The organism is Sphingobacterium mizutaii (assembly GCF_900187125.1).
Lineage (GTDB): Bacteria > Bacteroidota > Bacteroidia > Sphingobacteriales > Sphingobacteriaceae > Sphingobacterium > Sphingobacterium mizutaii.
Genome location: NZ_LT906468.1, coordinates 3,291,895 through 3,316,956, shown reverse-complemented (window position 1 = coordinate 3,316,956; position 25,062 = coordinate 3,291,895). Strand labels below are relative to the sequence as shown.

Sequence of the window (25,062 nt, the reverse complement as noted above, 5' to 3'; positions counted from 1 at the left end):
TTGTAGCTAAGCGAGCTATTAAATATGGGATACAAAAGTTTACAAGAATGTGTTGCCGACCTAGAAAACCATGGTCATTTAATCCGTATCAAAGAAGAAGTCGATCCATACCTGGAAATGGCCTCTATCCAGATGCGCGTTTATGATGCCCAAGGTCCGGCCTTATATTTTGAGAATGTCAAAGGATCTAAATTTCCTGCAGTATCAAACCTCTTTGGAACCCTAGAACGATCGCGATTCATGTTCAGGGATACCTTGGACCATGTCAAGAAATTGGTGGACGTTAAGATGAACCCAATGTCGGTTTTGAAGAATCCTTTTTCTTATGCAGGTTCTTCCATGGTCGCCTTGGGTGCATTGCCTTGGAAAAAGAAATCTTCAGCGCCTATTTTATACGGACAGACCAAAATATCCGAACTACCACAGATCGTGAACTGGCCTATGGATGGTGGTCCTTTTGTGACCATGCCCCAGGTTTATACAGAAGATATCAGCAAACCTGGCATCATGAATGCCAACTTAGGGATGTACAGGATACAACTGGGAGGCAACGACTATATTCAAGACCAAGAAATTGGGCTTCATTATCAGTTGCATCGTGGGATTGGAATCCATCAGACCAAAGCTAATGCCTTAGGGAAACCGCTGAAAGTAAGTATTTTCGTTGGGGGTCCGCCCTCACATCCGCTTTCTGCGGTGATGCCTCTTCCAGAAGGCCTTTCTGAAATGATCTTTGCCGGTGCTCTTGGAAACCGTCGCTTCCGCTATTTCTATGATGAGGAAGGATTCTGTATCTCTGCTGATGCAGATTTTGTTATTACAGGTACGGTATATCCAAATGATAATAAACCTGAAGGTCCATTTGGTGATCATATCGGTTATTATTCCTTGCTCCACCCATTCCCATTGATGAAAGTCCATAAAGTGTATCACCGGAAGAATCCTATCTGGTCATTTACCGTGGTGGGAAGGCCTCCGCAAGAGGATACCAGCTTTGGCGCTTTGATCCATGAAATCACAGGCAATGCCATTCCACAACAGATTGGTGGCCTTCATGCAGTGCATGCAGTGGACCCAGCAGGTGTGCACCCGCTGTTGTTCGCTATAGGAAGTGAACGATATACGCCTTATCAAAAAGTGGATCGTCCACAGGAAGTGTTGACCATTGCCAACCAGATTCTAGGAACCAATCAGCTTAGTCTGGCAAAATATCTATTTATATCCGCCTTTGAGGATAACCCTCAGCTGGATATCCATAGCATCAAAGATTTCTTTATGCATATCTTTGAAAGAATTGATCTAAGCAGGGATTTGCACTTTCAGACCAATACAACCATCGATACCCTGGATTATACCGGTGATGGTTTAAATGCAGGATCAAAGGTAACCTTCGCAGCTGTTGGGGAGGTAAAACGAAAGTTGATAACGGAATATCCAAGTGCATTGGAACTGCCAAGACCTTTCAACCAAGGAAAATTAGCTTTGCCGGGGATTCTTGTTGTAGACGGGAAGGCTTTTACCAGCTATGAAGAAGAAGCCAAAGTGCTGGAAGAATGGTGTGCAGCGGCGAAAGATAAAAACTGGGAAGGAATCCAGCTCATTGTCTTGGCAGATGATGCTGCATTTACTGCAGAGAATGAAAATAATTTTGTTTGGGTTACATTCACTAAATCCAATCCTTCCTACGATATTTATGGTATTGATAGTTTTATCAGCCATAAACACTGGGGCTGTCATGGCCCTGTGATCATTGATGCGAGAAGAAAACCTCATCATGCCCCTGATCTGATCAAAGACCCGGCGGTAGAGAAAAGGGTAGACCAACTGGCCGCGAAAGGTGGATCACTGCACGGTATATACTAAAAGAAATTCCAAAAAATACATCAAAGATAAAAAATAGGTGAAACGGTTGTAAATAAAGATTTTACAGCCGTTTTATGATTTTTTGGTATTGAGGTAAATATCAGTAAAAATCGACGTTTAAGTATTATTCTACCTCAAAAAGAATGCAGCAAAGAAAAACGGAAAAGTTACGGTTATGTCCAGGATTACCGTAAAAGGCAAACCGTCAGCATTCAGTACCAAATTGAATATTTCTATATCGAATTGTCGATTTCCATCCTAAGGCACAACCCTGTAGTAATAACTGGTCCTTGATTTCGCTAATGGGTCAGCTAAACGTAAAACCGATGGCAGCCTACCTGGTTACAAAAAACAATGATCATAAATCAAAGTTACTCGACCTTGTTTCATATGGTGCTGGCTGTATGTGATACTTTGATGGAAATTAACAGTGATTATCTGCCATTTTCGAAATAGGAAATTCGGGGATAGGCAACTACCACGGTGAATATGGTTTTCATTGTTTCACCCACCAAAAATCGGTTATTGAAAAGACAACTTGGGGAGAATCTACTTGAAATATCCAACAAAAATATGAAGTGGTTGAAAAGGGTGATTTAACAGAGATTAAGTTACAAATCTCATTAATTCAGATACTCTTCATTTACGTATGTTGCTGAACTTTGTACCACAATTAAAAAACAAAAAGGTATGCAAGTAATATTAGGAGCCAATGGACAAATTGGCGAAGAACTCGCAAGAGAATTGAAAAGAAATTTCACTTCAGATATTAGAATTGTAAGTAAAAATGCCCAAAAGATAAACGATACTGATGAAATTTTTTCGGCTGACCTGACCATAAAGGAAAAAGCTATTGAAGCAGTAAAAGGAGCAGAAATTGCTTACTTCACTTTAGGTTTACCGATTAGTTCAGATTTATGGGAAGATCTTTTCCCGAAAATCCTGCAAAACGTAATCGATGCCTGTAAAATTCACGGTACAAAACTGGTGTTCTTTGACAATACCTATATGTATCCGCAAGACGACAGACCGCATACAGAAAACACAGCTTTTGAACCTTTGGGAAGAAAAGCGCGGGTAAGAAGACAAATGGCGGAAATGGTTTCGAAAGAAATGCAATCCGGTGGGTTGACAGCGGTGATTTGCCGAGCACCCGAATTTTATGGTCCGGGAAAAACGCAAAGCATTACCAATACGCTTATTTTCAATAATATCAAAGATGGAGAAAAATTGAAAGTTCCTATCAGTGCCAACAAAAAACGAAGCCTGATTTGGACACCCGATGCAAGCAGGGCTACCGCTTTGATTGGCAACACTTCGGATACTTATGGACAAACCTGGCATTTGCCTGTGGATAAGAGCCATCCTACCTATAAAGAATTTATTGGTTTAGCCTCTAAAGTATATGGAAGAGATTTAAAATTTTCAGTCGTTCCAAAATTGGTATTCCAAATTGGAGCTTGGTTCAATCCAAAATTAAAAGAGCTTTTAGAATTATTGCCAAGATATGCGTCCGATAATCTGTTTGATGACACAAAATTCAGGAAACGTTTTCCCGATTTTCAGGTAACCAGCTACAAACAGGGGTTTGAACAAATTAAGTATGAGCAGAGTAGTAAAAAAATAAATTAATAACTTAGGAATGTATAAATGTGAAAATCAGCAAATGAAAGCTCCGTCAAAAGTTTCATCTATTAGTGCATTACATCAGTTTCTGGGACTAGGCAAACCGTCCAACCCATTGATTAGTGTATTTAATTTTGATGAAGTGCAACTGGATCCGGAAACCATTTTAAGTACAGTAACTACAGATTTCTATGTGGTTGCCTTAAAGAAAGACTGTGCAGGTGGCAAATGCAAATACGGGCAGCAATATTATGATTTTGACGATGGAATATTGTACTTCATCGCCCCACATCAGGTACTGCAATTTGAAGATGTACTGCTCAATGGCGTAAAAGGGTTTGTTTTGGTAGTTCATCCCGATTTTCTGCAAAGCTATCCATTGGCTGCTGCTATTAAAGATTACGGCTATTTTTCTTATTCTACCGATGAAGCATTATTTCTTTCAGAAAAAGAAGAAAAGTCGGTGATGGACATTATAGAAAATGTATCCCGTGAGATAGATGCCAACATGGATGCATTTACTCAGGATTTACTGGTGTCAAATATTGATTTATTGTTGAAGTATTGCGACCGTTTTTACAATCGCCAGTTTCTGACAAGAAAGAAAGCAAATAACGATTTGCTCGCTAGATTGGAAACACTGCTTGACGAGTATTTTAAAGGTGAGCAATTATTGACAAAGGGCATCCCTACTGTTCAGTATGTTGCTGGAGAATTACATCTAAGCCCCAATTATTTGAGCGATATGCTCCGCATCCAGACAGGGCAGACCACACAACAGCATATACAAAACAGGTTAATAGAAAAAGCCAAAGAACTACTTTCCACAACTAATAAATCGGTTTCTGAAATTGCTTACGAATTAGGTTTTGAACATCCGCAGTCCTTTCACCGCTTATTCAAAAACAGAACTGCTGTGTCACCCTTAGATTTCAGGGCTTCGTTTAATTAATCAGCAAAAATTATACAGATGAATTTAGCAGATACTCTTGGTTTCCGCTGCTCTGTGCGAGTATTTGACCGGGAGAAACCCATCGCTTTAGAGTACCTTTTGAGGAAGTGTATATCAGAAACTAATTCTCATTTCAGAGATAAGGTTACAAACTTTTGTAATTGAGTTACTAGCGTCTTATTTTTAATAAAGAAATTTGTAATTAAAAACATCAAATTCTTGAAATGAAAAAGCTCTTATTAATAGTAACAAATGTTGGTCATTATGCAAGCGGATTAGAAACAGGCTTGTGGTTGAGTGAAGTAACCCACATATACCATACGGCAAAAGAAAAAAACTGGAATGTTACTATTGCAAGTCCAAAAGGCGGAGAAGTTCCCATTGACCCGGAAAGTCTAAAGCCTTTGGTATTGGACAAAGTTTCAAAAGATTATTACGAAAGTCAGGACTTTATGGATGAGCTTAATCACTCCAAAAGCCTTGCTGAAGTACAGAATGAAAGTTTCGATTGTGTGTATTTGGCAGGCGGACATGCAACGATGTATGATTTCCCTGATAATGCCACTTTACAATCCATCGTCAGCCATCAATACGAAAGCGGTAAATTAGTATCAGCAATATGCCACGGAGTGGGTGGATTACTAAATGTGAAATTGTCTGACGGGACTTATTTAATAAACGGAAAAAAGCTAACGGGTTTTGATTGGTTTGAAGAAAGCATTGCCCGCAGAAAAAAAGAAGTCCCTTTTAATTTGGAAGCATCATTAAATGAAAGAGGTGTGATTTATGATAAGGCGTTTATCCCGATGACTTCAAAAGTTGTGGTAGATGGCAATTTAATTACCGGACAAAATCCATTCAGTTCAAAGGAAATGGCAAAGATTTTATCTAAAGAATTACAGAAATAAACTGAGTAACCAGTCCTGAAATAGCGATACAGGTTTTTTATAAAAATTTTAAAATAAATTCCAAAATATACTAAACGAGGTTACCTTTTTTGGCAACCTCGTTTTGCATGCCATGCTAAGTCATTTTCCTGTCCATCCCTAAAAATTTTCAATCTTTTTTATTCCTCCATTTAAACTTGACCTTATTCGAGCCACGTTCCGAATTTTCCGAATATGTCTCGAATATGGTCAAACTGAGTCTCGAAGCCTTTTCAGCTGGACAGCCGAATGAAAATCCAAATTTATTTTAGCCTGTCAACCAGAATTGTTGAAAATATATTTTTGATGTGTTTTTCAATAAATACTCCAATTGAGTATAAATAACTCAACAAAAGTTTAAAATATTTAATAAAAATTCAATAAAAATTAAAAAAGATTATGAAAATTGTTTTTTAATACTTTACTTTGTGTCATTAATTCATAAAAACAATTAAATCATTAACAAAACAACAATCGTATGTGCGGAATTGTCGGAGCATTTGAATTGAAACAACCCCTAGAGTCCTTGAGGCCACAGGTCTTGGAAATGTCGAAAAGAATTCGTCATAGAGGGCCAGATTGGTCGGGGATTTATAGCTCAGCGAAAGCATTGTTAGCTCATGAGCGTTTGGCTATTGTTGACCCTAAATCTGGGAGTCAACCCTTATTCAGTCCGGATGGACAAGTAGTCCTGGCTGTCAATGGTGAGATCTACAATCATAAGGAGTTGCGAAATTCATTGCCAAATTATCAATTCTCGACCCAGTCCGATTCAGAGGTTGTTTTGGCTCTGTATTTGGAAAAAGGACCGGCATTTGTTGAGGAACTCAATGGGATCTTTGGATTTGCCTTGTATGATTCTCGTGATGATTCATTCTTTATTGCTAGGGACCATATGGGGATTATTCCATTGTATTATGGTAAAGATGAGTATGGACAGGTGTTTGTGGCATCGGAATTAAAATCCTTGGAGGGTTTCTGTACGGAGATCGAGCAGTTTCCTCCGGGACATTATCTATATAGCAAAGAAGGATTGGAGCCTAAACGTTGGTATTCCCGCGATTGGGAATCCTATGATACGGTTCAGGACAGTGAAACGGATATTGCCAAATTGAGAAAAGGTTTGGAGGATGCGGTCTACCATCAATTGATGTCGGATGTACCTTATGGAGTTCTTTTATCTGGTGGATTAGACTCTTCTGTGATCGCTGCCATAACCAAAAAGTTTGCTTCCAGAAGGATTGAGAGCAATGATGAGGAAGAGGCTTGGTACCCACAATTGCATTCATTTGCAGTAGGTTTACAAGGCTCTCCGGATCTGATCGCTGCGCAAAAAGCAGCAGACCATATTGGAACCATCCACCATGAGGTCAATTTCACGATACAGGAAGGTTTAGATGCAATCAGGGATGTGATCTATCATTTGGAAACTTATGATGTGACGACCATTCGTGCCTCGACTCCAATGTATCTGTTGGCTAGGGTAATCAAGTCCATGGGGATAAAAATGGTCTTGTCGGGTGAAGGTTCAGATGAATTATTTGGAGGATACCTTTATTTCCATAAAGCGCCTAACGCGAAGGAATTTCATGAGGAAACGGTAAGAAAACTGAAAAAACTTTATTTATATGATTGCTTAAGGGCCAATAAATCATTGGCTGCTTGGGGAGTTGAAGGGCGGGTCCCATTTTTGGACAAGGAGTTTATGGATATCGCCATGAGCATCAACCCAGAGGATAAGATGATCAAGGATGGCAGAATGGAAAAGTGGGTGGTGAGAAAGGCTTTTGAGGATTATTTGCCCGAGTCGATTGCTTGGAGACAAAAGGAACAATTTTCAGATGGCGTAGGCTATTCTTGGATCGATACCTTAAAGGCACAAGCTGAGGAGAAAGTCTCGGATACGGAATTTGAAGCTGCTGCGCAACGTTTCCCGATCAATACTCCAAAAAATAAAGAGGAATATCTGTACAGGAGCATCTTTGAAACACATTTCCCATCGGATGCAGCAGCGAAGACTGTTCCCTCTGTTAAATCGGTCGCTTGTAGCACCCCTGAGGCTTTGGCTTGGGATGCTTCCTTCCAGAACTTAAACGATCCTTCGGGTAGGGCAGTTGCCAATGTCCATCTTGAAAGTTATGGAAAAAAAACACAAGAAGAATTATTGACATAGTTTAAATCATATCATATCAACTTGTATTAATGCCGGGCTGTAATTATTTACGGCCTGGTTTTTTTGTCTAATATGATACCTAGAGTAATAAAATATTGGGCAAGGATATAGCTGGACATGATGTAAAGTCCAGAGTTGGCTAGATAGGCCACAAACTTATTCAAGGCCAATATGGAGTCTGAGAAAATGAATAATAGGGCGCCGATCAAGCAAATGATAAAACTTAGGGTATTGGTTTGGTACCTCCTGGTATAAGCAAAGAAGGCCATAGCGGCGATGACAATGATATATAGGATGACCGGGATCTTTAATGGTCCTAAGCTGGGTTTCAGAATGCTATACAGGTAATAGGAAAAGCTGGCCAGTATACCCGCGATGAGGATATAGCTTTTATGTTTGCTCAAGGCCTTGGCGCTTGTTTGTTTGCTAAAGGCAATGACATAGAGGATATGGCCGATCAAAAAGGATGCTAAACCGGCAACGAACATATTTTCGTTCAGCATCAGGAAAATATCGCCGAGGCAGCCAAAAAATAGGCCTACAGCGACTAATTTTTCAATGTTCTTTTTTAATCCAGTTTCCTTATACAGGATAAAGATAAGCGAGATACAGATCAAAGGTTTGCTAAAGAACCTGAGATTGGGCAAATTGGCGTAAACAGCATATAAATGAAGCAGTGCAAGGAACAAGAATGCGATATGTAATTTGTACTGCTTCATTTTATGGGATCTAATTATCCGTATTTTTTAGTTGTTTTTCTTTGTTCCGTTTCACCAAGATATAACTGATCCAAAGTAGCAGTACCCAGATTGGGATCAATTCCACTGAGATTTTTAGGCCAGTAAACCACATCATCAACAATACGCCTAACAAAAACAAGAGGCTGAAATAATTGCTGATCGGATAGAGAATGGTTGGGAATTTGGTCTTGATTCCTTGTTTATCCTTTTGTTTCCTGAAAAACATGTGCGTCAAAGTAATCATGATCCAATTGATGATCAATGCAGATACTACTAGGGACATCAAGATTCCTAAGGCTTCTTTCGGGATCACTTTATTGATCAAAACTGTTATTGCCACAATCCCTGCAGAAACCAAGATGGCATTGACAGGGGAGTGGTTTGAGTTTAGTTTCTTAAGGAACTTTGGTGCATTCCCTTGTTCAGCCAAACCGTATAGCATTCTTGAATTACTGTACACACAGCTATTGTAAACCGATAGGGCTGCGGTCAGTACGATGACGTTCAAGGCATTGGCGATGATGCTCGTAAAGTAGAAAGTTTTTCCGAATAGCTCAAATTGGAAACCTTTTAGGGTTGCAAATACTTCCACGAATGGACTGGTATCTGCGGTAATGGTTCTCCAAGGCATTAATGAGAAAAGGATAAAAAGCGCTCCTACATAGAACACCAAGATTCTCCATAAAACCTGGTTGGTTGCTTTTGGGATGTTTTTTTCAGGGTTTTCAGCTTCTGCTGCCGTAATACCTACCAGTTCCAAACCTCCAAAGGAGAACATGATTATGACGAGTGCGGCCAGTAATCCTGTATATCCAATATCGCCATTTCCGTTGAGCCAGCCATGGGGGAAGAAACCGCCATCATTATAGAGATTGGCAACGGTTGCTCTCTCACCTCCATTTCCTGAAACCAATAGGTAGACCCCAAAGATGATCATGGCGATAATAGCCACGACCTTGATGATGGAAAACCAGAATTCGGTTTCACCATATACCTTTACCGAAGCAAGATTGATCACATTGATGACGAGGAAGAAGAATAGGGAAGAAGCCCAGAGCGGTATCTCTGGCCACCAGAACTGCACATATTTGCCGATTGCGGTCAATTCGGCCATGCTGACCAAGATATACAGCAACCAATAGTTCCAGCCGGAGGCATAGCCTGCAAATGGTCCCCAATATTTATTGGCGAAGGAGCTGAAGCTACCTGAGATCGGTTCTTCAACAACCATTTCGCCGAGCTGGCGCATGATGAAGAAGGCGACAAGCCCTGCAATGGCATATCCCAATATAACGGACGGACCAGCTAAAATGGCGGCCTGCCCAACCCCTAAAAATAAACCTGTACCAATAGCTCCACCTAAGGCAATTAACTGAATATGTCTGTTACTAAGGCCTCTTTTTAGTTCTTTTTCGTTGTTTTCTTGCACTCTGAAGAAGGTTAAATCCTGATTATGTTCCTAGTTATTATTCTCCATCGGCCTGAGGACCGATAAAAGCCACAAGATAAATTTTTCATTTTAATTTTTGTGCATCAAATAAAATAAAGAGTGTTTTATTAGCGGCATACATGTAAAATAATTTTTTTTATGTTAAGTAGGAAATGGAAAGATGTGTGTTTTTGAGGGTAGGAGGATGATGTTTTTTTTCAAGAAAGGTATTTCGGTTATGATCTTGGTCCATCCTCTCATCCTCGTTGGGTGAGCGGAGTCGAACCCAATCCTGGTTCAAATACACGGGCGAAAGCAACTCTCCCCATCCCCCGGCATACCTATCTCGCCAAAGAAAAAAGGCACCTATCTCAGGTGCCTTTTCATTTTATTTAAGATTTTTTTATTAGCTCTTTGGCTTTACTTCTACCGTACAACAACCTTTGCTACATCCTGAGTTTCCTTTTTTCTTAGAGAAAAAGGGTTTAAAGATCACGTACAAAGCGTAGATGAAAAGGATAAAGATGATGATGTATTGAATAATTAAGCTCATTACTTTAAGATTTGATAAGCAATCAGCGCCGCAACGTAGGCTAAGCCTGTCATGAATAGCGTTTGGATCATGGTCCATTTCCATGAACCGGTTTCTTTACGAACTACACCAATGGTTGCCATACATTGCATTGCAAATGCGTAAAATAATAATAACGAAATTCCTGATGCAAAATTGTATGCAGGTTTTCCAGTGTTGCTATTGACCTCAGCGCGCATTCTGCTCAACAGCGACCCTTTTTGGGCTTCGTCTTCGATGTCAACATCGGGGCCCATGCTGTATACAACTGCCATAGTTCCGACAAAGACTTCACGAGCGGCGAAGGATGAAATCAAACCGATTCCCATTTTCCAGTCATAGCCTAATGGCCTTACTATAGGTTCGATTCCCATTCCGATATAACCTAAGAAAGAGTGTTCCAGTTTATAGGATCCAACTTCTTGTTCCAAATCATCCCCAGTTAGGTTAGGGTTGTTCTGTTGCACGATTTCTTCAGCATTGTAGAATTTTTGGTTCGGCCCGAAATTTCCGAAAACCCATAATACGATGGAGATCATCAAGATGATCTTACCGGCGTCGATCAAGAAACCAGAAGCCTTATCCCAAACATTGGTTATTACATTCTTCCAGTCAGGAAATTTGTAGGTTGGCAATTCAAAGATCAAGAAAGAAGAACGTACGCTCTTGATGACTTTGTTGAGGATCCATGCAGAACCCAAAGCTCCTACTATTCCTAAGATATACATGAAGAATAAGGTGATACCTTGCAGGTTAAAGCCCATATAGGTGGTTTCTGGGATGATCAAACCGATGATTACGATATAGATCGGTAGACGTGCCGAACAGGTCATGAATGGGGTAACCAAGATGGTCAGTAATCTTTCTTTTGGGTTTTCGATATTACGGGCAGACATAACGGCCGGAATAGCACAGGCTGCTCCAGACATCAATGGGATGACCGATTTACCGTTCAATCCGAAAGGTCTTAACCAACGGTCCATAATGAATACCACACGGCTCATATAGCCTGATTCCTCCATTAAGGAAAGAAACAGGAATAGGATAACGATCTGCGGTACGAAAATGACAATACCACCAATACCGGCTACAATCCCTTCAATGAATAAAGAAGAGAGTGGTCCTTCGGGAAGGACGGTAGATAGGTATGCTGTTAAATCGCCGAAGCTACCATCGATCCAATCCATTAATGGACCAGACCAACTGAATATGGCTTGGAAAATCAACAACAATAGTCCGAAAAAGATTATATACCCTAAGACTGGATGCAATAGGATCTTATCGATTTTGGATGTGGTGTCTAGGGTTTGGTTTTTAGATTTGACCAATATTTTGTCAAGCTCCAGACTGATTTGGTCTTGTCTCAAGAGTGATTCAGTCTTTTGCATTTCGTGCGGATCCAATTGGTATTTTGCACGGATGCTAGCTAATTCTTGTTGTTTTTCCAACGGAAGGTAACTTACGTTTTCTTGCGCCAGATACTGCCAAGTCAGGTATTCCGTTTCTAAAGGGAACAGTTTTTTAGCTTCCGATAGGGCTTGAGTGTATTTTTCTGGAATTTGGAAGGTGCCAAGGTAGAAAGATGGTTTTTCATCCAAGGAATTGATCAGTTTCTCCAATCCCTTTCCGGTCCTTGCATTCGTTTGGTAGACTTTGGTCTTCAGATAAGCTTCCAGCTTATGGAAGTCGATCTGTACTCCTTTGCTTTCCACTTCATCGATCATATTGATCACAAAAATGGCGGGTAGTCCCAGTTCACGTGCCTGTTGGTACAGGATGATCCCTCTTTTGAGGGTTGATGGTTCTGCGACCACGACGGTAAGGTCGGGGCTAAGTTTATTTTCTCGCTGGCTTAATATTTTGAAAACAATTTCCTCATCTAAAGAGTTAGGAAATAGGGTATAAGTCCCAGGGAGGTCAATGATATGATAGGTTTTGTTATTTGCTTTTAATTTTCCTTCTCTTTTTTCTACGGTAATTCCAGGGTAGTTACCAACCTTTTGGTTAAGTTTAGTAAGTCTATTGAATAAAGAGGTTTTACCAACATTGGGGTTCCCGAGAAGGACAATATTAGGATCTTTCATTAGATTAATTCTGCAGTGATAAGTTTAGCTTCTGATTTACGGATTGCGATTAAGGCATTGTTTTCAATGACGTTCACACAGATAGGTCCACTTAACGGGGCTTTATGTTTTATTTCAACAACTGAACCTGGGTAAAAGCCTAGTTCATAGAATTTTGCAGGTATTTCTGTGGATTGGATTGCATTAATTTTAGCGAGATCTCCTATTTTCAATTTATCAAGGCTAATATGTTGCGGCATTCGACGACAATTTTTTATGTTTTTTGAATAAAAATCAACAATAGCAAAGATAAATAATTAAAATCTTTTAAATTGCGGATTAAGTCACACTAATGTATTATTAAATATGCCGAAGATCGAAGAATTGGTTAAAGTAAAGCAATTCGCAAGTCCTTGGCATCGCGCAACGATCAATATTATTTACACTAACAACTGGTTGAACGTGATGCTGGAAAAGAGAGCGAATGCCAAACAAATCACCTTGCAACAGTTTAATGTGTTGCGCGTCTTACGCGGTCAGTACCCCAATCCTGTTACCAATAATTTGTTGAAGGAGAGGCTGCTAACCAAAACGCCTGATATCAGTAGGTTAGTTGATCGCATTGTAAGTAAAGGCCTAGTTTCTAGGGAAAAGAACAGCGTAGACAAGCGCGCCGTCGATCTATTGATCACCGACAAAGGCTTGGATCTGCTTGAAGAAATCGAAACGGACATGATGCTGGATGATGTACTTCCAGAAAACATTTCCAGTGACGATTGCTTGAAGCTAAGTGAATTATTAGATAAGTTCAGAGGCCTTAATGGGGTGGAGTACTAACTAATGTTCATGATCAGAATGGTCATGGTCATGATGATCATGGTCGTGGGTTTCTTCAGTTTGATCTGTAGTTCCATGGTTATGATGTGAATGATCATGACCTTCAAATAAGAAGTTGGCCATCGAAACCAAAACGCCTAACAAAACCGCCAGCATTTTTTTCTTGTTGAAGGTATGATGATCTGCCGATCCTGACTCGAAGAGGATCGTAGTCGAGATGTGCAAGAAAATACCAATTACAACCGCCATAATCTTATCGAAATACTGTGAGATGTTACCGATCTCTCCTGCGCTGATCCCTTTGCTGGTCACGAATCCTAGTGGTGTCATGGCTGCGAAAATAGCGATAAACACGATAATGGTAGGTTTCTTCAATCGGGTTCCGATCAATAAGCTTCCCAAAGCAAAAGCAGCAGGGATATGGTGGATGGCAATACCAAAGACCAATTCATTGCGGTGTCCAGAGGCCAATGGGAACCCCTCTAAGAAGGCATGTAAACAAAGACTGATCAGGATAGCGATAGGAAATGCCTGATGACTATGGCCATCGTGGCTGCTGTGTATATGACCGTGTTCTATACCTTGGGAAAAATGTTCCAGCACTAACTGAAATAGGAAACCACCTAAAATATAGAGTCCGATGATTTCTCCTGGGGTTTGGTTACTGTGGTACACTTCTGGAATCAGGTGCAAAACGGTGATGGCAAATAGGTAAGCCCCACTGAAGGAAAGCACCAATTTCAGTAATTGGGTATTATCTCTTTTGACAAAAAATACAGCAATACCACTTAGTAATGCGGAGAAAAATAGGATGGATACGATCAAGAAACTACTCATGCAGCTGTTGTTGTTGGAATGGGTTTGGGTTCAAAAAACTGAGGATAAAACCTTTTGAATAAATAACCAGTCCCTAAACCTATGAGTGTCCCCAAGATGGCCCCACAGAGGATATCCAAGGGGTAGTGAACTCCGACATAGATCTGAGAAAAGGATATGGAAGCCGCCCAAAGGATACACAGCCAAAGGGTGTGTTTCCATTTGCGACGAAATAATACAATCCAGAAGAACGCCATCGCGAAGTGGTTGGTTGCATGGGATGAAGTGAAACTAAATCCAGAACCACAGCGAGCACGTAAATTAACCTGGTTCTTGAAAACTACATCATTACAAGGTCTAACGCGTTTCACCGATTTCTTTATCAAATGGGAGGAAGCCGCATCCGACAGCCCGAAGGTTGCAAAGGTACAGGCAACGATTAAAATGCCGGTCTTTCCGTAGTGCTTGATGAAAAAGATGATCAAAAATAAATAAAGCGGGGACCAAGTGTAAGGATTACGTAAGATAGGTAGTAACCAGTCAAAAACAATATTGCTTAAGCCCTGGTTGATTAATAGAAATAAATCTTGATCGAAATGGATTATTTTCTCTAACATATTTTTGTTGTAGAATGGTCAATTTTCAATAATTAAACCAAATCTAAAAAAATAAGATGTAATACCTTACTTATTATAGTAAACGAAACTAAGTTGCAACAAAGATATACATAAGAAGGAAAAAAAGAATAAAAAACATTAATAATTATTTTATTCCGTTATTTTTACGAGCATTAATAACATGTATACTTATGGCTTTAATTAAATCTATTTCAGGAATTAGGGGAACTATAGGCGGTAGACCTGGTGATAACTTAACACCTGTGGATATTGTGAAATTTACTGCTGCTTATGGAAAAATCATTACAGAAAATGCAGAAAACAAGACTATCGTAGTAGGCCGGGATGCTCGTATCTCTGGCGAGATGGTTTCTAATTTAGTGATCGGGACCTTGCAGAGCATAGGGGTAAATGTAATTGACCTAGGTTTGTCCACTACGCCTACTGTTGAGATTGCAGTACCGAAGTTAAAGGCTGCCGGTGGGATTATCCTGACTGCTTCCCATAATCCAGGACAATGGAATGCACTGAAACTTTTGAACGAAAAGGGCGAATTTATTGATGATGCCAAAGGGAAAGAGGTTTTAGAGCTTGGTGAGAGCTTGAACTTTGATTTTGCAGAGGTCGATCAATTGGGCTCTGTTACAAAAGATGATTCATTTTTACAAAAACATATTGATGATGTATTGGCATTGGAATTCGTGGATGTGGAAGCGATCAAGAAAGCCAATTTTAAAGTTGCTGTTGATGCAGTGAACAGTACTGGGGGTACATTTATCCCTGAGTTGTTGAAAGCTTTAGGTGTGGAGACGGTTTATAAGATCCATTGTGAACCAAATGGGCATTTCCCACATAACCCAGAACCTCTAAAGGAACACTTAACAGATCTTTCCCAAGCAGTGCTTGACAATAAGGCTGATCTAGGTATTGCTGTGGATCCGGATGTTGATCGTTTGGTGTTCATGATGGAAAATGGTGAGCTGTTCGGCGAAGAATATACATTGGTAGCGGTTTCAGATTTTATTTTGGGACAGAAAAAAGGAAATACGGTTTCTAACCTTTCCTCTACGCGTGCTCTAAGAGATGTGACTGAAAAACATGGTGGGCAATATTTTGCTGCTGCGGTAGGTGAGGTGAATGTGGTGACTAAGATGAAAGAGGTGGATGCAGTAATCGGTGGTGAAGGAAATGGTGGAGTGATCTATCCAGCTTCTCACTATGGACGTGACTCCTTGGTTGGGGTTGCTCTGTTCTTGACGCATCTAGCGAAGTTAGGCAAGAAGGTAACAGAATACCGTGCTGAACTTCCGCAATACTTTATGTCCAAAAATAAGATTACACTAACTCCTGAACTGGATATCGATAATCTATTGGCGAAAATGCAAGCGAAATATGCTCATGAGCAACATTCTACCATTGATGGTTTGAAGATTGATTTCCCGAACGAATGGGTGCATCTTCGTAAATCGAATACGGAGCCTATCATCCGTATCTATTCGGAAGGACCTACAGCGGAAGCTGCAGAGGCAATCGCACAAAAAATAATGAATGAAATCCAAGAGATCGTTGGATAAAGATCTTTAGGAACGATATAAAATCCCCCAAAACAGTTATTTATTGTATTGGGGGATTTCTGTTTATTTGCAATATGAAAAACATCAAGCCGATTCTCCTATTCCTATTCATTTTTGGTTTTCTGGGGCTACAGGCGCAGGAGTTTGTCAATATCAAAATCAAGCAGGATTATCAGACTTTGACGGCTAAGGATGGGGTCTTCCATATCCAGAAAAAGCCGTTCAAGTTAGTATTCCATGTGAGGAATATCGATAGCTTTTGTATTGGTTTTACCCAAAATGAAGACATTTATCGTTCTGCGATCGGTGAAGCTGATATGGAAGTGATGTGGTTTGAGAATACTGGAATGGCAGAAGGTCGTTTCAATGAGGATAAAACGACGATGATTTCGGATGAAGCGCCGAGCTATTGGTACTTTACAGCCATTGATGATCACCGCTTTGACAAAAATCCGTATGGGACACAGAAGGAATGGTTAGCGGAACGGACCGTCAATTCTTTTTATCTGACTGAGTTCGGTGAGTCCTTCAAGATGGAAGATATGGTAAGACCAGTGTATGTTGTTGTCTATGAGCCAGTTTATGATGAGGACTACAATTTGATTGAAAAAAAGGTACTTTACCATGCCAAAATCAATATGTAGTATTTATTTTCAGTAATTTTTTTTGTTTTTATAGCTAAATGTCTACAACATATTATACTATTTAATAAATTTGGCGATAGATTAAAAACATTATCGCCAGTGAAGACTCAATATCGTTTGTTAAGTGCAGTATTTTTGTTGTCTGTTTTGTGTCTTTCATCTTGCGAGAAAGCACCAGATTTTCAAAAGCCTCTTATTAAAGAGGAAAAGGCTAATATCCAGGTTAATACCGGATTTGTAGACAAAGAAGTTCCGATGACCTCCGACACCTGGGAGGTTGTTCATGTTAGAAATATTAATCCTACCAAGTATCTCTTGGATTCCCGTTTGCAAATCATGCGATTGGGTGGGGTAGGCCGTGTCGAAAATTCTACAGGAATTATCGCTTTGGAGAAGAAAGGGAATGACCCTAGGAAGTTATTTATTTCCATGACTGAGAACTTCAGCGCAGAACCTAGAAGATTACTGATCGGGATAAAGGATCAAGAGTCTACCAAAGAAATTGAGATTATCCAAGAAAGAGGTGGTAACTATGAGCTGGTGGATAAAATCATCACTGAAAATCCTACTGCTCGTAAAGTGACTGTCCTTAGGCTGAACAGTACTACAGTTGATAATCAGGCAAGCAATGCGATGACCATTAAAACCCCGATTAAGGAATATTACAAGACCGCTAGCTTTGTTTCAGAGTTCAGCGCAAACCTTTTCAGTGTTTTTGATTGGACTCCAGCTCCTGATAGTTTGATCAGCATGATCCCATTAGAGCATGAAGGCGTTAAATATTGGGATGCAAAAGTAAAATATGTAAGAGGAGTCCAATCTTCTCCTTACATGGCTAATGCTACCCAGCCTGTTGATATCATTGTTCCTGCGAATAGCAAGAAAACGGTGTATGCTGAAGTAACGATGGTAAGCCGTGAATGTGAATTTACCTTCAAGATCAAGAATAAAGACACTGGATATTTGAGCACCTTGAAAGGCCGTTGGAAACAACAGGTACCTATCAAAGGTGAAATCAAAGTATTATAACCTACCGATTCCCCTCTTTTTTATTTTTTCTTTAATCTATTACCATAATCTATACTAACTTATAGAATTGCAAAACTATTGGCTTTGAAAATTAATGAAAAGGAATTGTTGGAGACAGCCTTTGTCTTTCTTTTCTTGGAATTCTTTTCCTATCCTAAAATATGATTGCTCTTGTTCGTTAGTGCTACATTCTTTTTCCCTTGGATGATCCAAAGGATGAATGGTCGCTATTTGGATCAAATAAAAAGCAGACCTTGGATTTATTGAAGCAGGAGGAATAGTATGCTTGAGGTAGGTTAACAAAACTGCATTAAAATAGATGAAATAGTTTTGTTGAAATGAAAAATATATTCTATCTTTGCGACTCATTAAATATTAACAATTTTAATAAATAACAATGTACGCAATAGTAAATATAGCAGGACAGCAATTTAAGGTTGCAAAAGACCAGTACCTTTTTGTACACCGTTTACAAGGGGACGAGGGCGCTAGTATTGAATTTGACAATGTATTGTTAGCAGAAGACGGTGGTAAGTTTACTGTAGGTACTCCAAGTATCTCAGGTGCTAAAGTTTCAGCTACTATTTTGTCACATTTGAAAGGTGAAAAAGTTATCGTTTTCAAGAAAAAACGTCGTAAAGGCTACAAAAAGAAAAACGGTCACCGTCAACAATTCACTAAAATCCAGATCACTGGTATCAGTTTATAATCGAATTTTTAATCTGACGCAAGTCATAAATTAGAATAAAGAAATGGCACACAAAAAAGGTGCGGGTAGTTCCAAGAACGGCCGTGAGTCACACAGTAAGAGATTAGGTATCAAAATTTTCGGTGGTCAACAAGCTATCGCTGGTAACATCATCGTACGTCAACGTGGTACTCAGCACAATGCTGATGCTAATGTTGGTATCGGTAAAGATCATACCTTATACGCTCTAATCGACGGTACAGTAGTATTCCGTAAAAAAGCTAACAACAAATCTTACGTTTCAGTTCTTCCAGTAGAAGAAAACAACTAAGGTTAGTTAATAAAACACAAGAAGGTCTGTTTGGTATTCCAAACAGACCTTCTTTGTTTTAGATATGAGATATGAGACTTGAGACCAAGAAAGCTCTATTGTCTATTCCAACGTAATCTATACAAAGGATTGGCTATGCTGGCCGTGTATGGATGAAAGTCACTAACCAGACCTATATAGTCAAGTGATAGATATGTAGCTAATTGATGTGATGTTCTAAGATAGCGAATGGAAAGGTCTAATGTCTTGTGTCTATGGTCTGATGTCTAACGAAAAAGGCAGGATCATCATTGATCCTGCCTTTTTCGTTAAAATGTGGAGAATACCGGATTCGAACCGGTGGCCTCTTGCCTGCCAGGCAAGCGCTCTAGCCAGCTGAGCTAATCCCCCTTAGCGCAGCAAATATACTGGAATTTCCGATATTTCCTATTTCAATGCTAAATTATATTTTGTGCCATCGGTGATGGATACATCCAACATGAACTTGCTGAAATCAGCATAGCTGGATACAGGGTATTCACCTTCACGGAGTTGCAGCTTTCTGTAGCAGATCATCTTTCCGTCCTTGATCTCTACACGGAACTCGTAGGTGCCCATAGGGACCTCTAGCTTCTTGTTAATTGGGATGATATTGTTTGAAAGATTCTCGGGTAATTCGATTTCAGTCTCGTCAATGTCGGTATAACCTCTAGAGATCCGGACAACATTTATTCTGTTTCGGATATCGGGGATTGAAGCGCTTCGGTTCAGGAAATTAGGGAAGACCGTGACATTGTCATTGTTCTTGATTGCGAAGTTCTCGGCTTCGATATTCAGGTCCTCGGTAAGCGAAAGCTTGTCATTGCTGTTAATGGTATACTTGATGTCCTTGAATTGGATACGGTTGATGTCATATAGCCTAGCAAGGGATTTGATCTGCTCATCCTTGATCTTCCTGACATTCGGGAAGTGATTTTCAAACTGGAAGCCTGAAAACTCAGTCGTGATCACTCCGCTGATTTTACCATCGGTATTGAGCTTAAATGAACCCTTTCTATGTTGTATGCTTTGGTCATAGGGATAGCTGACCGTCCTTAAGATCTTACCACCATTTTCAGTCATCGCCAATACCAACCTATCATCAGTAAAGTCACCAAGGTAGCCATAAGGGAAGTCCTGACTTGTGCATTCCAGCCAAGTGGTGTCATTTTGGAATGGTAAGCAAAGAATAACATGGTTGCCATCGATCAAGTTGGCAAATTGAGGCTCAATATTCATCTTACGATTGCCCGCTTCCACGATACAATAGTAGGAGGGGATATTGACCACGTCCAATAGGGATTGCATATAGTTGACCAAAGCTTTACAGTCACCATAACCCAACCGGTCTACATCTGATGCTGGAAAAGGCTCCTGTCCACCGATACCAACCTGTACGGAAATATATCTGGTCTTTTTCTGTAAGTACTCGTAGAGAGCCTTGGCTTTTTCTTGATCGGTTTTCAGGTCCTTGCAGATTTCCTTAACCTTTGCGGCGGTTGCTGCTGGCAAGTCTCTTTTATCCTTCAGCAATGCGCTGTTCATCCAGTCGCCATAGGATTTCCAATCGTTGGCCGTTCCCGCATGTTTGTAATATTCAAAAGATTCAGGGACTACAAAAACGCGCATTCCAGTCTCATGCCTATTCGGGCTATAGGGTTCTGAGCGAACAGCATTGATATTCTCTATATCCCAATAATAGGATTTCTGCTTTCCTTTCATTTCTTCCTTACCCTCTTTTTTGAGGTTCTTTTTCAGGATTCTCAGTTTGTAATTGGGATCAGCCAATATCTCATAGCTGCTCTTTTGCACAGAGATATCCAAAGAGAAGTCAGGTCGCCATGAACTGATGGCCAGTGTTTGGTTATGTCTTACCTCATACTCAGTGACCACTGTATAGGGGAAAGAAGGCAGTGAAGGCGCTAAGTGCTTGAGCCTGGTGTTAGTGAACATGGTTCCCTCATCAGAGGCGCTGTAGTCCTTAAAATCCTTCATGGAATATTTCTTGACAGCCTTTCCATCGGGATCTAAGATTTCCACTTTGATATTCTTGATCTGTTTGGACTTGTCATACGACATCGTGATACTGTTGTATTCCTCACCAGCACTGTTGTGGATGGTAATTACCCGACGGCCAGTTTCGATCATCTCACTTGGGCTTTTGATGTCGTAAGTGGTATGTTCCTCCCGAATTGTTGCCGAAGCCCGACTCAGCAATTCCTTAGGGATATTGGAAACCTCATACTGGGCAAAAGAATCAAGTTGGCCCAATAGGAGGAATGCAAGAATAAAACCTATTTTTCTCATCATATCTTCTTGAATTGAAAGTCAGTCATTTGTTGTTGGATGATCCTGGAGAAGAATTCTTTCAAGTGAAAATATTCCTCAGGAGTGAAAATAGCTTTGTTCAGGAAAGTCGTTTGTTGCAGCATCAAAATGTTGTTATCATATATGGACCTGAAGGTATATTTTGCAGTGCTTTCTGGCAAGGTCATCGCTGAATCCTTTGGTTTGTTTGAAATGGTATAACCTGAAGGAATGCTGATATTGATGTTATAGGTCTCACCCCTTGGGGCACCAAGGTCCACATGATAATTCCTTTCCTCTAGTTTGAATGGATTTTTAGTCGTCCTTTCATAGATAATAGGATTCAGGAGAATACCATCAGGCCTGAAATTTTCTCTCAGTTCCATTTCAAATTCCAATTGCTCCACGAGAGGTTTTTCCATATCGTCAATGTTTTCCACCTTCGAGCTCAATAGCCTCATGGATGTCACGTGTTCCATCTGTTTTTCCTCATACTCTTCGAAGCTATTGAAGCCGTCAATCTCGTTTCTTTTAGAGATCGCATCCAGCCCTGTATATTGCACCCGGATGGTACCTGTGATCTTGCCGGTACTATCCAATTTTCCAAGGATATTATACAATCTTTTGGAGGACACCTCATTCTTTAAAGGCACCCAATCCGATCGGTCTCTAGAAAAGATCACCCTACCGCGATCATTAATCGAGGATATAGAAAGTTCTCCAAAAGGAAGGAATTTCTCTGAGGCATCCAATAGATAGTCTTTTCCATCGATTTTAGCCATGCATATAACCGCATTGAAATCCGTCATCGCTGGAAACAGAAAGTTTGGAATACCATTGTTACGGGTGGAAATGATGACAGGATAAGCCTCAATATCCGCAGCATTCAATCCAGCTACCAAGCCAAGATTAATATCCGCAATGTTTCCTTTTTTGGTTTCCAAGGCTTTCTTTATTCCTATTTCAGCATATTTTCCCAAGACATTATTATGGCTGATGTTTTTCTGGATATAATAGTACATGGCCTTGGCCTTGTCCAATTTACTTTCTTTCCCAGCCAAGATGGTAGGCAGCAAATCCTTGAATGCCCCTTTGTTTTTTACCTGTCCACCAAATTCTTTTGCCGCCATCAGGTCTTGATCAATATCAGACCAGTTTTTCGCGTAATTGGTATGCGGTCCATGTGGGTCAAGATAGGTCCTGAGTTCATAATTGATCGAAGAAATATAATTGATGGGAGCTAGCATGAAATCCTCTACCTTAAATGCCGGAACGTCCTCGATGATATAAGTCATTTTCGAACAGTCCTGTCTATCACCGCCCAAAAGGAAATGTTTGTTTAAAACCGTAGATTTCTGATCCGTTAATCCTAGGTAGCCCTTCAAGTTGGTGTTATAGACAAAAGTAGCTGGAATTACCGCTACATATTCACTGTGCAACTTAGGTAGATCCGATTGGAAGTACCAGGTTCTAAAGTTTCTGACTCCCGGCGATAATAACCTGTAAGAGTATTCGATGATGGAATTGTCTTTAATATTAGGGAGGGTGAATTTTAATTCATGTCTATATTGGGAAGTCTTATCGGTAAAGATCGCTTCTTTTTTCAGGTCATCCGTAACGAGTTTACCATTTTCAAAATTATGCGTCCTGCCTTTTATGTCGCGCACATATTCCATGTCCGAACCATACTTGTAAAGCGGGATGCTGATATTGGCTGAGCTAGCACCGTCTTTGTCCAGGATCTTGATCCGAGCATGTACATTATGAACGACCATTAAGGCGCGGTCACTTTCGCTGAATTCCAGTTCAGTTCTTCCATGTTCAAATAATACAATTGCATGTGCAGAAGTGTCGTTCTGCTTGTGGTCAGTAGAGAATAATGCCAAGTCCAATTTTGGTAAAGGATTGTCTTGCGCATTCCCCAATAGGCATACAAATAGCATGCAGAGGCCTAAAAACATAGATTTCATAATGATTTGGTAATAATTATAGTCAAATGTAAATAATTTACATCTGATTTAATGCTGGGGACGAAGAATTATTTGAAAATATTTTTTAAGGACAATTTTTAAGCCTCCAACAATTGTTTTTCGTAGAGGGAGGCGTATTCTCAGTCCATATTTAGGAGCTCTAAGTGGGTTCCTTCTTCGATGATTTTTCCATCTTCCAGGACAATGATATGGTCAGCATTTTTAATGGTCGAAATACGGTGGGCAATGATGATAGAAGTCCTTCCATCCATGATTTTACCTAGGTTATGCAGGATTTCTTCCTCGGTCTTGGTGTCCACTGCCGAAAGACAATCATCAAACATCAGGATTTTAGGATCCTTTACCAAAGCTCTCGCGATGGAGACCCTTTGCTTTTGACCACCGGACAGGGTAATTCCACGTTCTCCGATATGGGTTTCAAAACCTTCATCAAAACCTATGATATTATCATAAACCACAGCATCCTTCGCGGCTTGCTCCACTTTAGGAGTATCGACTTGGTCCAGACCAAAAGCAATGTTGCGGGCGATGGTATCCGAGAAAAGGAAGACCTGTTGCGGCACAAAACCAATCTGCTCCCGAACTGATTTCAGCTCAAAGTCCTTGATATTGCGGCGGTCATACAGGATTTCACCTTGGTCAGCATCAAACATGCGCATCAGCAGGTTCGCAAGGGTGGATTTACCAGATCCTGTCCGACCTATGATAGCCATGGTTTTCCCTGCAGGGATATGGAAACTGACATTGTCAATCGCTTTGATACCTGTCTCCGGATAGGTGAAGGAAACATTCTTCAATTGGATGTCGCCATTCAATTCCTGGGTCAGTTGACCTCCAACAATTTCAGATTTGGTATCCAAGAATTCATTGATCCGTTTTTGGGATGCCGCTGCTCGTTGGACTAAGGAAGTTACCCAAGCCAATGACATCGCAGGGAAGGTCAATTGGTTGACATAGATAATAAATTCGGCAATATTACCCGCCGTGATATTACCTGCATTCACTTCCAATCCACCGATATAAACCGTAATTATGGTACTGAAACCAATCAAGAAAATAATCAAAGGGAAAAAGATAGCCTGCACCTTTACCAAGTTCAGGTTGATATCCTTATAGCGATCACTTTCCACCTTGAAATTATCCATCTTGTCCTGTTCACGGGTATAGGTCTTGATGACCCGGATACCTGAAAATGTTTCTTGGACAAAAGAAGATAACTGCGACAATTGCCGCTGGATCCGCTCACTGCGTCTATTGATAACCTTGTTTACAAATAAGATAATCACCGAAATAATTGGAATAGGAAGGAGGGAATAGGTAGCCAATGTCGCATTGACATTGTACATGGCATAGATGATCATGATGGACAATACCACGGTATTGATCGCATACATGATGGCTGGACCTAAATAGTTACGCACCTGATTGACATCTTCTGTCGCACGGTTCATCAGGTCACCTGTATTATTCCTGCGGTAGAAGGCGAAATCTAATTGCTGATAATGCTGATAGATTTCATTTTTGATATCATATTCAATATGTCTTGAGGTCAAGATCAAGGTCTGGCGCATCATAAAAAGGAATATCCCGCGCAATAGTGCCAGAACCAATACCACGATACCAAAGAAAAGAAGGGATTTACTGAATACCTCATAAATAATGGATTGCCTATCAAAGCCGTCGTACAATCGGTACAGGTCGATGTTTTCCTTGACCAAGTCAAAGGCTTCACGGATGACCTGTGCAGGCAGAATTCCGAAGTAATTGGATATAATTACGAATATCACACCTGGGATGACGCGCCAACGATATTTATAGAAAAATTTATTGAGGTATGATAGTTCCTTCATTTGAACAAAAATAATGG

At 40.3% G+C, this 25,062-nt stretch carries 21 protein-coding genes, 1 tRNA gene and 1 pseudogene; 12 read left to right on the top strand and 11 right to left on the bottom strand.

The genetic code is table 11. The features are described 5' to 3' along the window. Positions 1-24 precede the first annotated feature (24 nt). The 6 genes and pseudogenes from CKW03_RS14420 to asnB all read left to right on the top strand — a co-directional run bounded on the left by CKW03_RS14420 (position 25) and on the right by asnB (position 7,540). Positions 25-1,863, top strand: a complete 1,839-nt coding sequence (locus CKW03_RS14420; RefSeq protein WP_093098148.1) for a UbiD family decarboxylase — start codon at positions 25-27, stop codon at positions 1,861-1,863. A 139-nt stretch (positions 1,864-2,002) separates the two neighbouring features. Then, positions 2,003-2,125: pseudogene (locus CKW03_RS20785) on the top strand (hypothetical protein); the annotation flags it as partial. A gap of 428 nt (positions 2,126-2,553) precedes the next feature. Beyond that, the gene (locus CKW03_RS14405; RefSeq protein WP_093098147.1) at positions 2,554-3,495 is read left to right on the top strand and encodes an NAD-dependent epimerase/dehydratase family protein; all 942 of its coding nucleotides are present in this window, start codon (positions 2,554-2,556) and stop codon (positions 3,493-3,495) included. 10 nt (positions 3,496-3,505) lie between these two features. Continuing rightward, positions 3,506-4,441, top strand: a complete 936-nt coding sequence (locus CKW03_RS14400; RefSeq protein WP_093098145.1) for a helix-turn-helix domain-containing protein — start codon at positions 3,506-3,508, stop codon at positions 4,439-4,441. Positions 4,442-4,665: 224 nt separating this feature from the next. Further along, positions 4,666-5,349, top strand: a complete 684-nt coding sequence (locus tag CKW03_RS14395; protein WP_093098144.1) for a type 1 glutamine amidotransferase domain-containing protein — start codon at positions 4,666-4,668, stop codon at positions 5,347-5,349. Between the two features lie 496 nt (positions 5,350-5,845). Beyond that, a complete protein-coding gene (asnB, locus tag CKW03_RS14390) occupies positions 5,846-7,540 on the top strand; it encodes an asparagine synthase B (RefSeq protein WP_093098142.1) in 1,695 nt (564 codons plus the stop codon). Between the two features lie 47 nt (positions 7,541-7,587). On the opposite strand, the gene CKW03_RS14385 is transcribed toward asnB, so the two are convergent. The 5 genes from CKW03_RS14385 to CKW03_RS14370 all read right to left on the bottom strand — a co-directional run bounded on the left by CKW03_RS14385 (position 7,588) and on the right by CKW03_RS14370 (position 12,603). Further along, positions 7,588-8,259, bottom strand: coding sequence for a lysoplasmalogenase (locus CKW03_RS14385; RefSeq protein ID WP_093098141.1), 672 nt, complete (start codon positions 8,257-8,259; stop codon positions 7,588-7,590). Positions 8,260-8,269: 10 nt separating this feature from the next. Then, a complete protein-coding gene (locus tag CKW03_RS14380) occupies positions 8,270-9,709 on the bottom strand; it encodes an amino acid permease (RefSeq protein WP_093098139.1) in 1,440 nt (479 codons plus the stop codon). Between the two features lie 406 nt (positions 9,710-10,115). Beyond that, positions 10,116-10,262: a FeoB-associated Cys-rich membrane protein gene (locus CKW03_RS20500; protein WP_157739540.1), complete on the bottom strand. Its 147-nt coding sequence runs from the start codon at positions 10,260-10,262 to the stop codon at positions 10,116-10,118. Further along, positions 10,262-12,364, bottom strand: coding sequence for a ferrous iron transport protein B (gene feoB, locus CKW03_RS14375; RefSeq protein WP_093098138.1), 2,103 nt, complete (start codon positions 12,362-12,364; stop codon positions 10,262-10,264). The genes CKW03_RS20500 and feoB overlap by 1 nt, the downstream gene beginning before the upstream one ends. Next, positions 12,364-12,603: a FeoA family protein gene (locus tag CKW03_RS14370; RefSeq protein WP_093098136.1), complete on the bottom strand. Its 240-nt coding sequence runs from the start codon at positions 12,601-12,603 to the stop codon at positions 12,364-12,366. The genes feoB and CKW03_RS14370 overlap by 1 nt, the downstream gene beginning before the upstream one ends. Positions 12,604-12,709: 106 nt before the next feature. Between CKW03_RS14370 and CKW03_RS14365 the strand changes: the two genes are divergently transcribed. Next, the gene (locus tag CKW03_RS14365) at positions 12,710-13,180 is read left to right on the top strand and encodes a MarR family winged helix-turn-helix transcriptional regulator (RefSeq protein ID WP_093098135.1); all 471 of its coding nucleotides are present in this window, start codon (positions 12,710-12,712) and stop codon (positions 13,178-13,180) included. Here the strand turns inward: CKW03_RS14365 and CKW03_RS14360 are convergent, their stop codons facing one another. Together CKW03_RS14360 and CKW03_RS14355 are read right to left on the bottom strand one after the other, a co-directional pair. After that, positions 13,181-14,017 (bottom strand): ZIP family metal transporter, encoded by an 837-nt coding sequence (locus tag CKW03_RS14360; protein WP_093098133.1) that lies wholly within the window; start codon positions 14,015-14,017, stop codon positions 13,181-13,183. Continuing rightward, complete coding sequence (locus CKW03_RS14355) at positions 14,014-14,613, bottom strand: phosphatase PAP2 family protein (protein ID WP_093098131.1); 600 nt, start codon at positions 14,611-14,613, stop codon at positions 14,014-14,016. The genes CKW03_RS14360 and CKW03_RS14355 overlap by 4 nt, the downstream gene beginning before the upstream one ends. Before the next feature lie 191 nt (positions 14,614-14,804). Between CKW03_RS14355 and glmM the strand changes: the two genes are divergently transcribed. From glmM to rpmA, 5 genes are all read left to right on the top strand, one after another. Further along, complete coding sequence (gene glmM, locus CKW03_RS14350) at positions 14,805-16,187, top strand: phosphoglucosamine mutase (protein ID WP_093098130.1); 1,383 nt, start codon at positions 14,805-14,807, stop codon at positions 16,185-16,187. 74 nt (positions 16,188-16,261) lie between these two features. Continuing rightward, on the top strand, positions 16,262-16,831 hold the full coding sequence (locus tag CKW03_RS14345; RefSeq protein WP_093098128.1) for a hypothetical protein: 570 nt from the start codon (positions 16,262-16,264) through the stop codon (positions 16,829-16,831). Positions 16,832-16,930: 99 nt separating this feature from the next. Beyond that, positions 16,931-17,860, top strand: coding sequence for a hypothetical protein (locus tag CKW03_RS14340; protein WP_093098127.1), 930 nt, complete (start codon positions 16,931-16,933; stop codon positions 17,858-17,860). 397 nt (positions 17,861-18,257) lie between these two features. Continuing rightward, complete coding sequence (gene rplU, locus CKW03_RS14330) at positions 18,258-18,569, top strand: 50S ribosomal protein L21 (RefSeq protein ID WP_093098124.1); 312 nt, start codon at positions 18,258-18,260, stop codon at positions 18,567-18,569. Between the two features lie 43 nt (positions 18,570-18,612). Next, entirely contained in the window at positions 18,613-18,879 is a 267-nt protein-coding gene (gene rpmA / locus CKW03_RS14325; RefSeq protein WP_093098122.1) for a 50S ribosomal protein L27, read from the top strand. 316 nt (positions 18,880-19,195) lie between these two features. Here rpmA and CKW03_RS14320 read toward each other — a convergent pair. The 4 genes from CKW03_RS14320 to CKW03_RS14305 form a co-directional block, all read right to left on the bottom strand. Continuing rightward, positions 19,196-19,269: transfer RNA gene (locus CKW03_RS14320), tRNA-Ala, on the bottom strand. A 36-nt stretch (positions 19,270-19,305) separates the two neighbouring features. Continuing rightward, positions 19,306-21,207 (bottom strand): DUF3857 domain-containing protein, encoded by a 1,902-nt coding sequence (locus tag CKW03_RS14315; RefSeq protein ID WP_093098121.1) that lies wholly within the window; start codon positions 21,205-21,207, stop codon positions 19,306-19,308. Continuing rightward, positions 21,204-23,174: a DUF3858 domain-containing protein gene (locus CKW03_RS14310; protein ID WP_093098119.1), complete on the bottom strand. Its 1,971-nt coding sequence runs from the start codon at positions 23,172-23,174 to the stop codon at positions 21,204-21,206. Before CKW03_RS14310 ends, CKW03_RS14315 begins: the two co-directional genes overlap by 4 nt. 140 nt (positions 23,175-23,314) lie before the next feature. Next, positions 23,315-25,045 carry an ABC transporter ATP-binding protein gene (locus CKW03_RS14305; protein ID WP_093098118.1) on the bottom strand — a complete coding sequence of 577 codons (1,731 nt, stop codon included), beginning with the start codon at positions 25,043-25,045 and terminating at the stop codon, positions 23,315-23,317. Positions 25,046-25,062 lie beyond the last annotated feature (17 nt).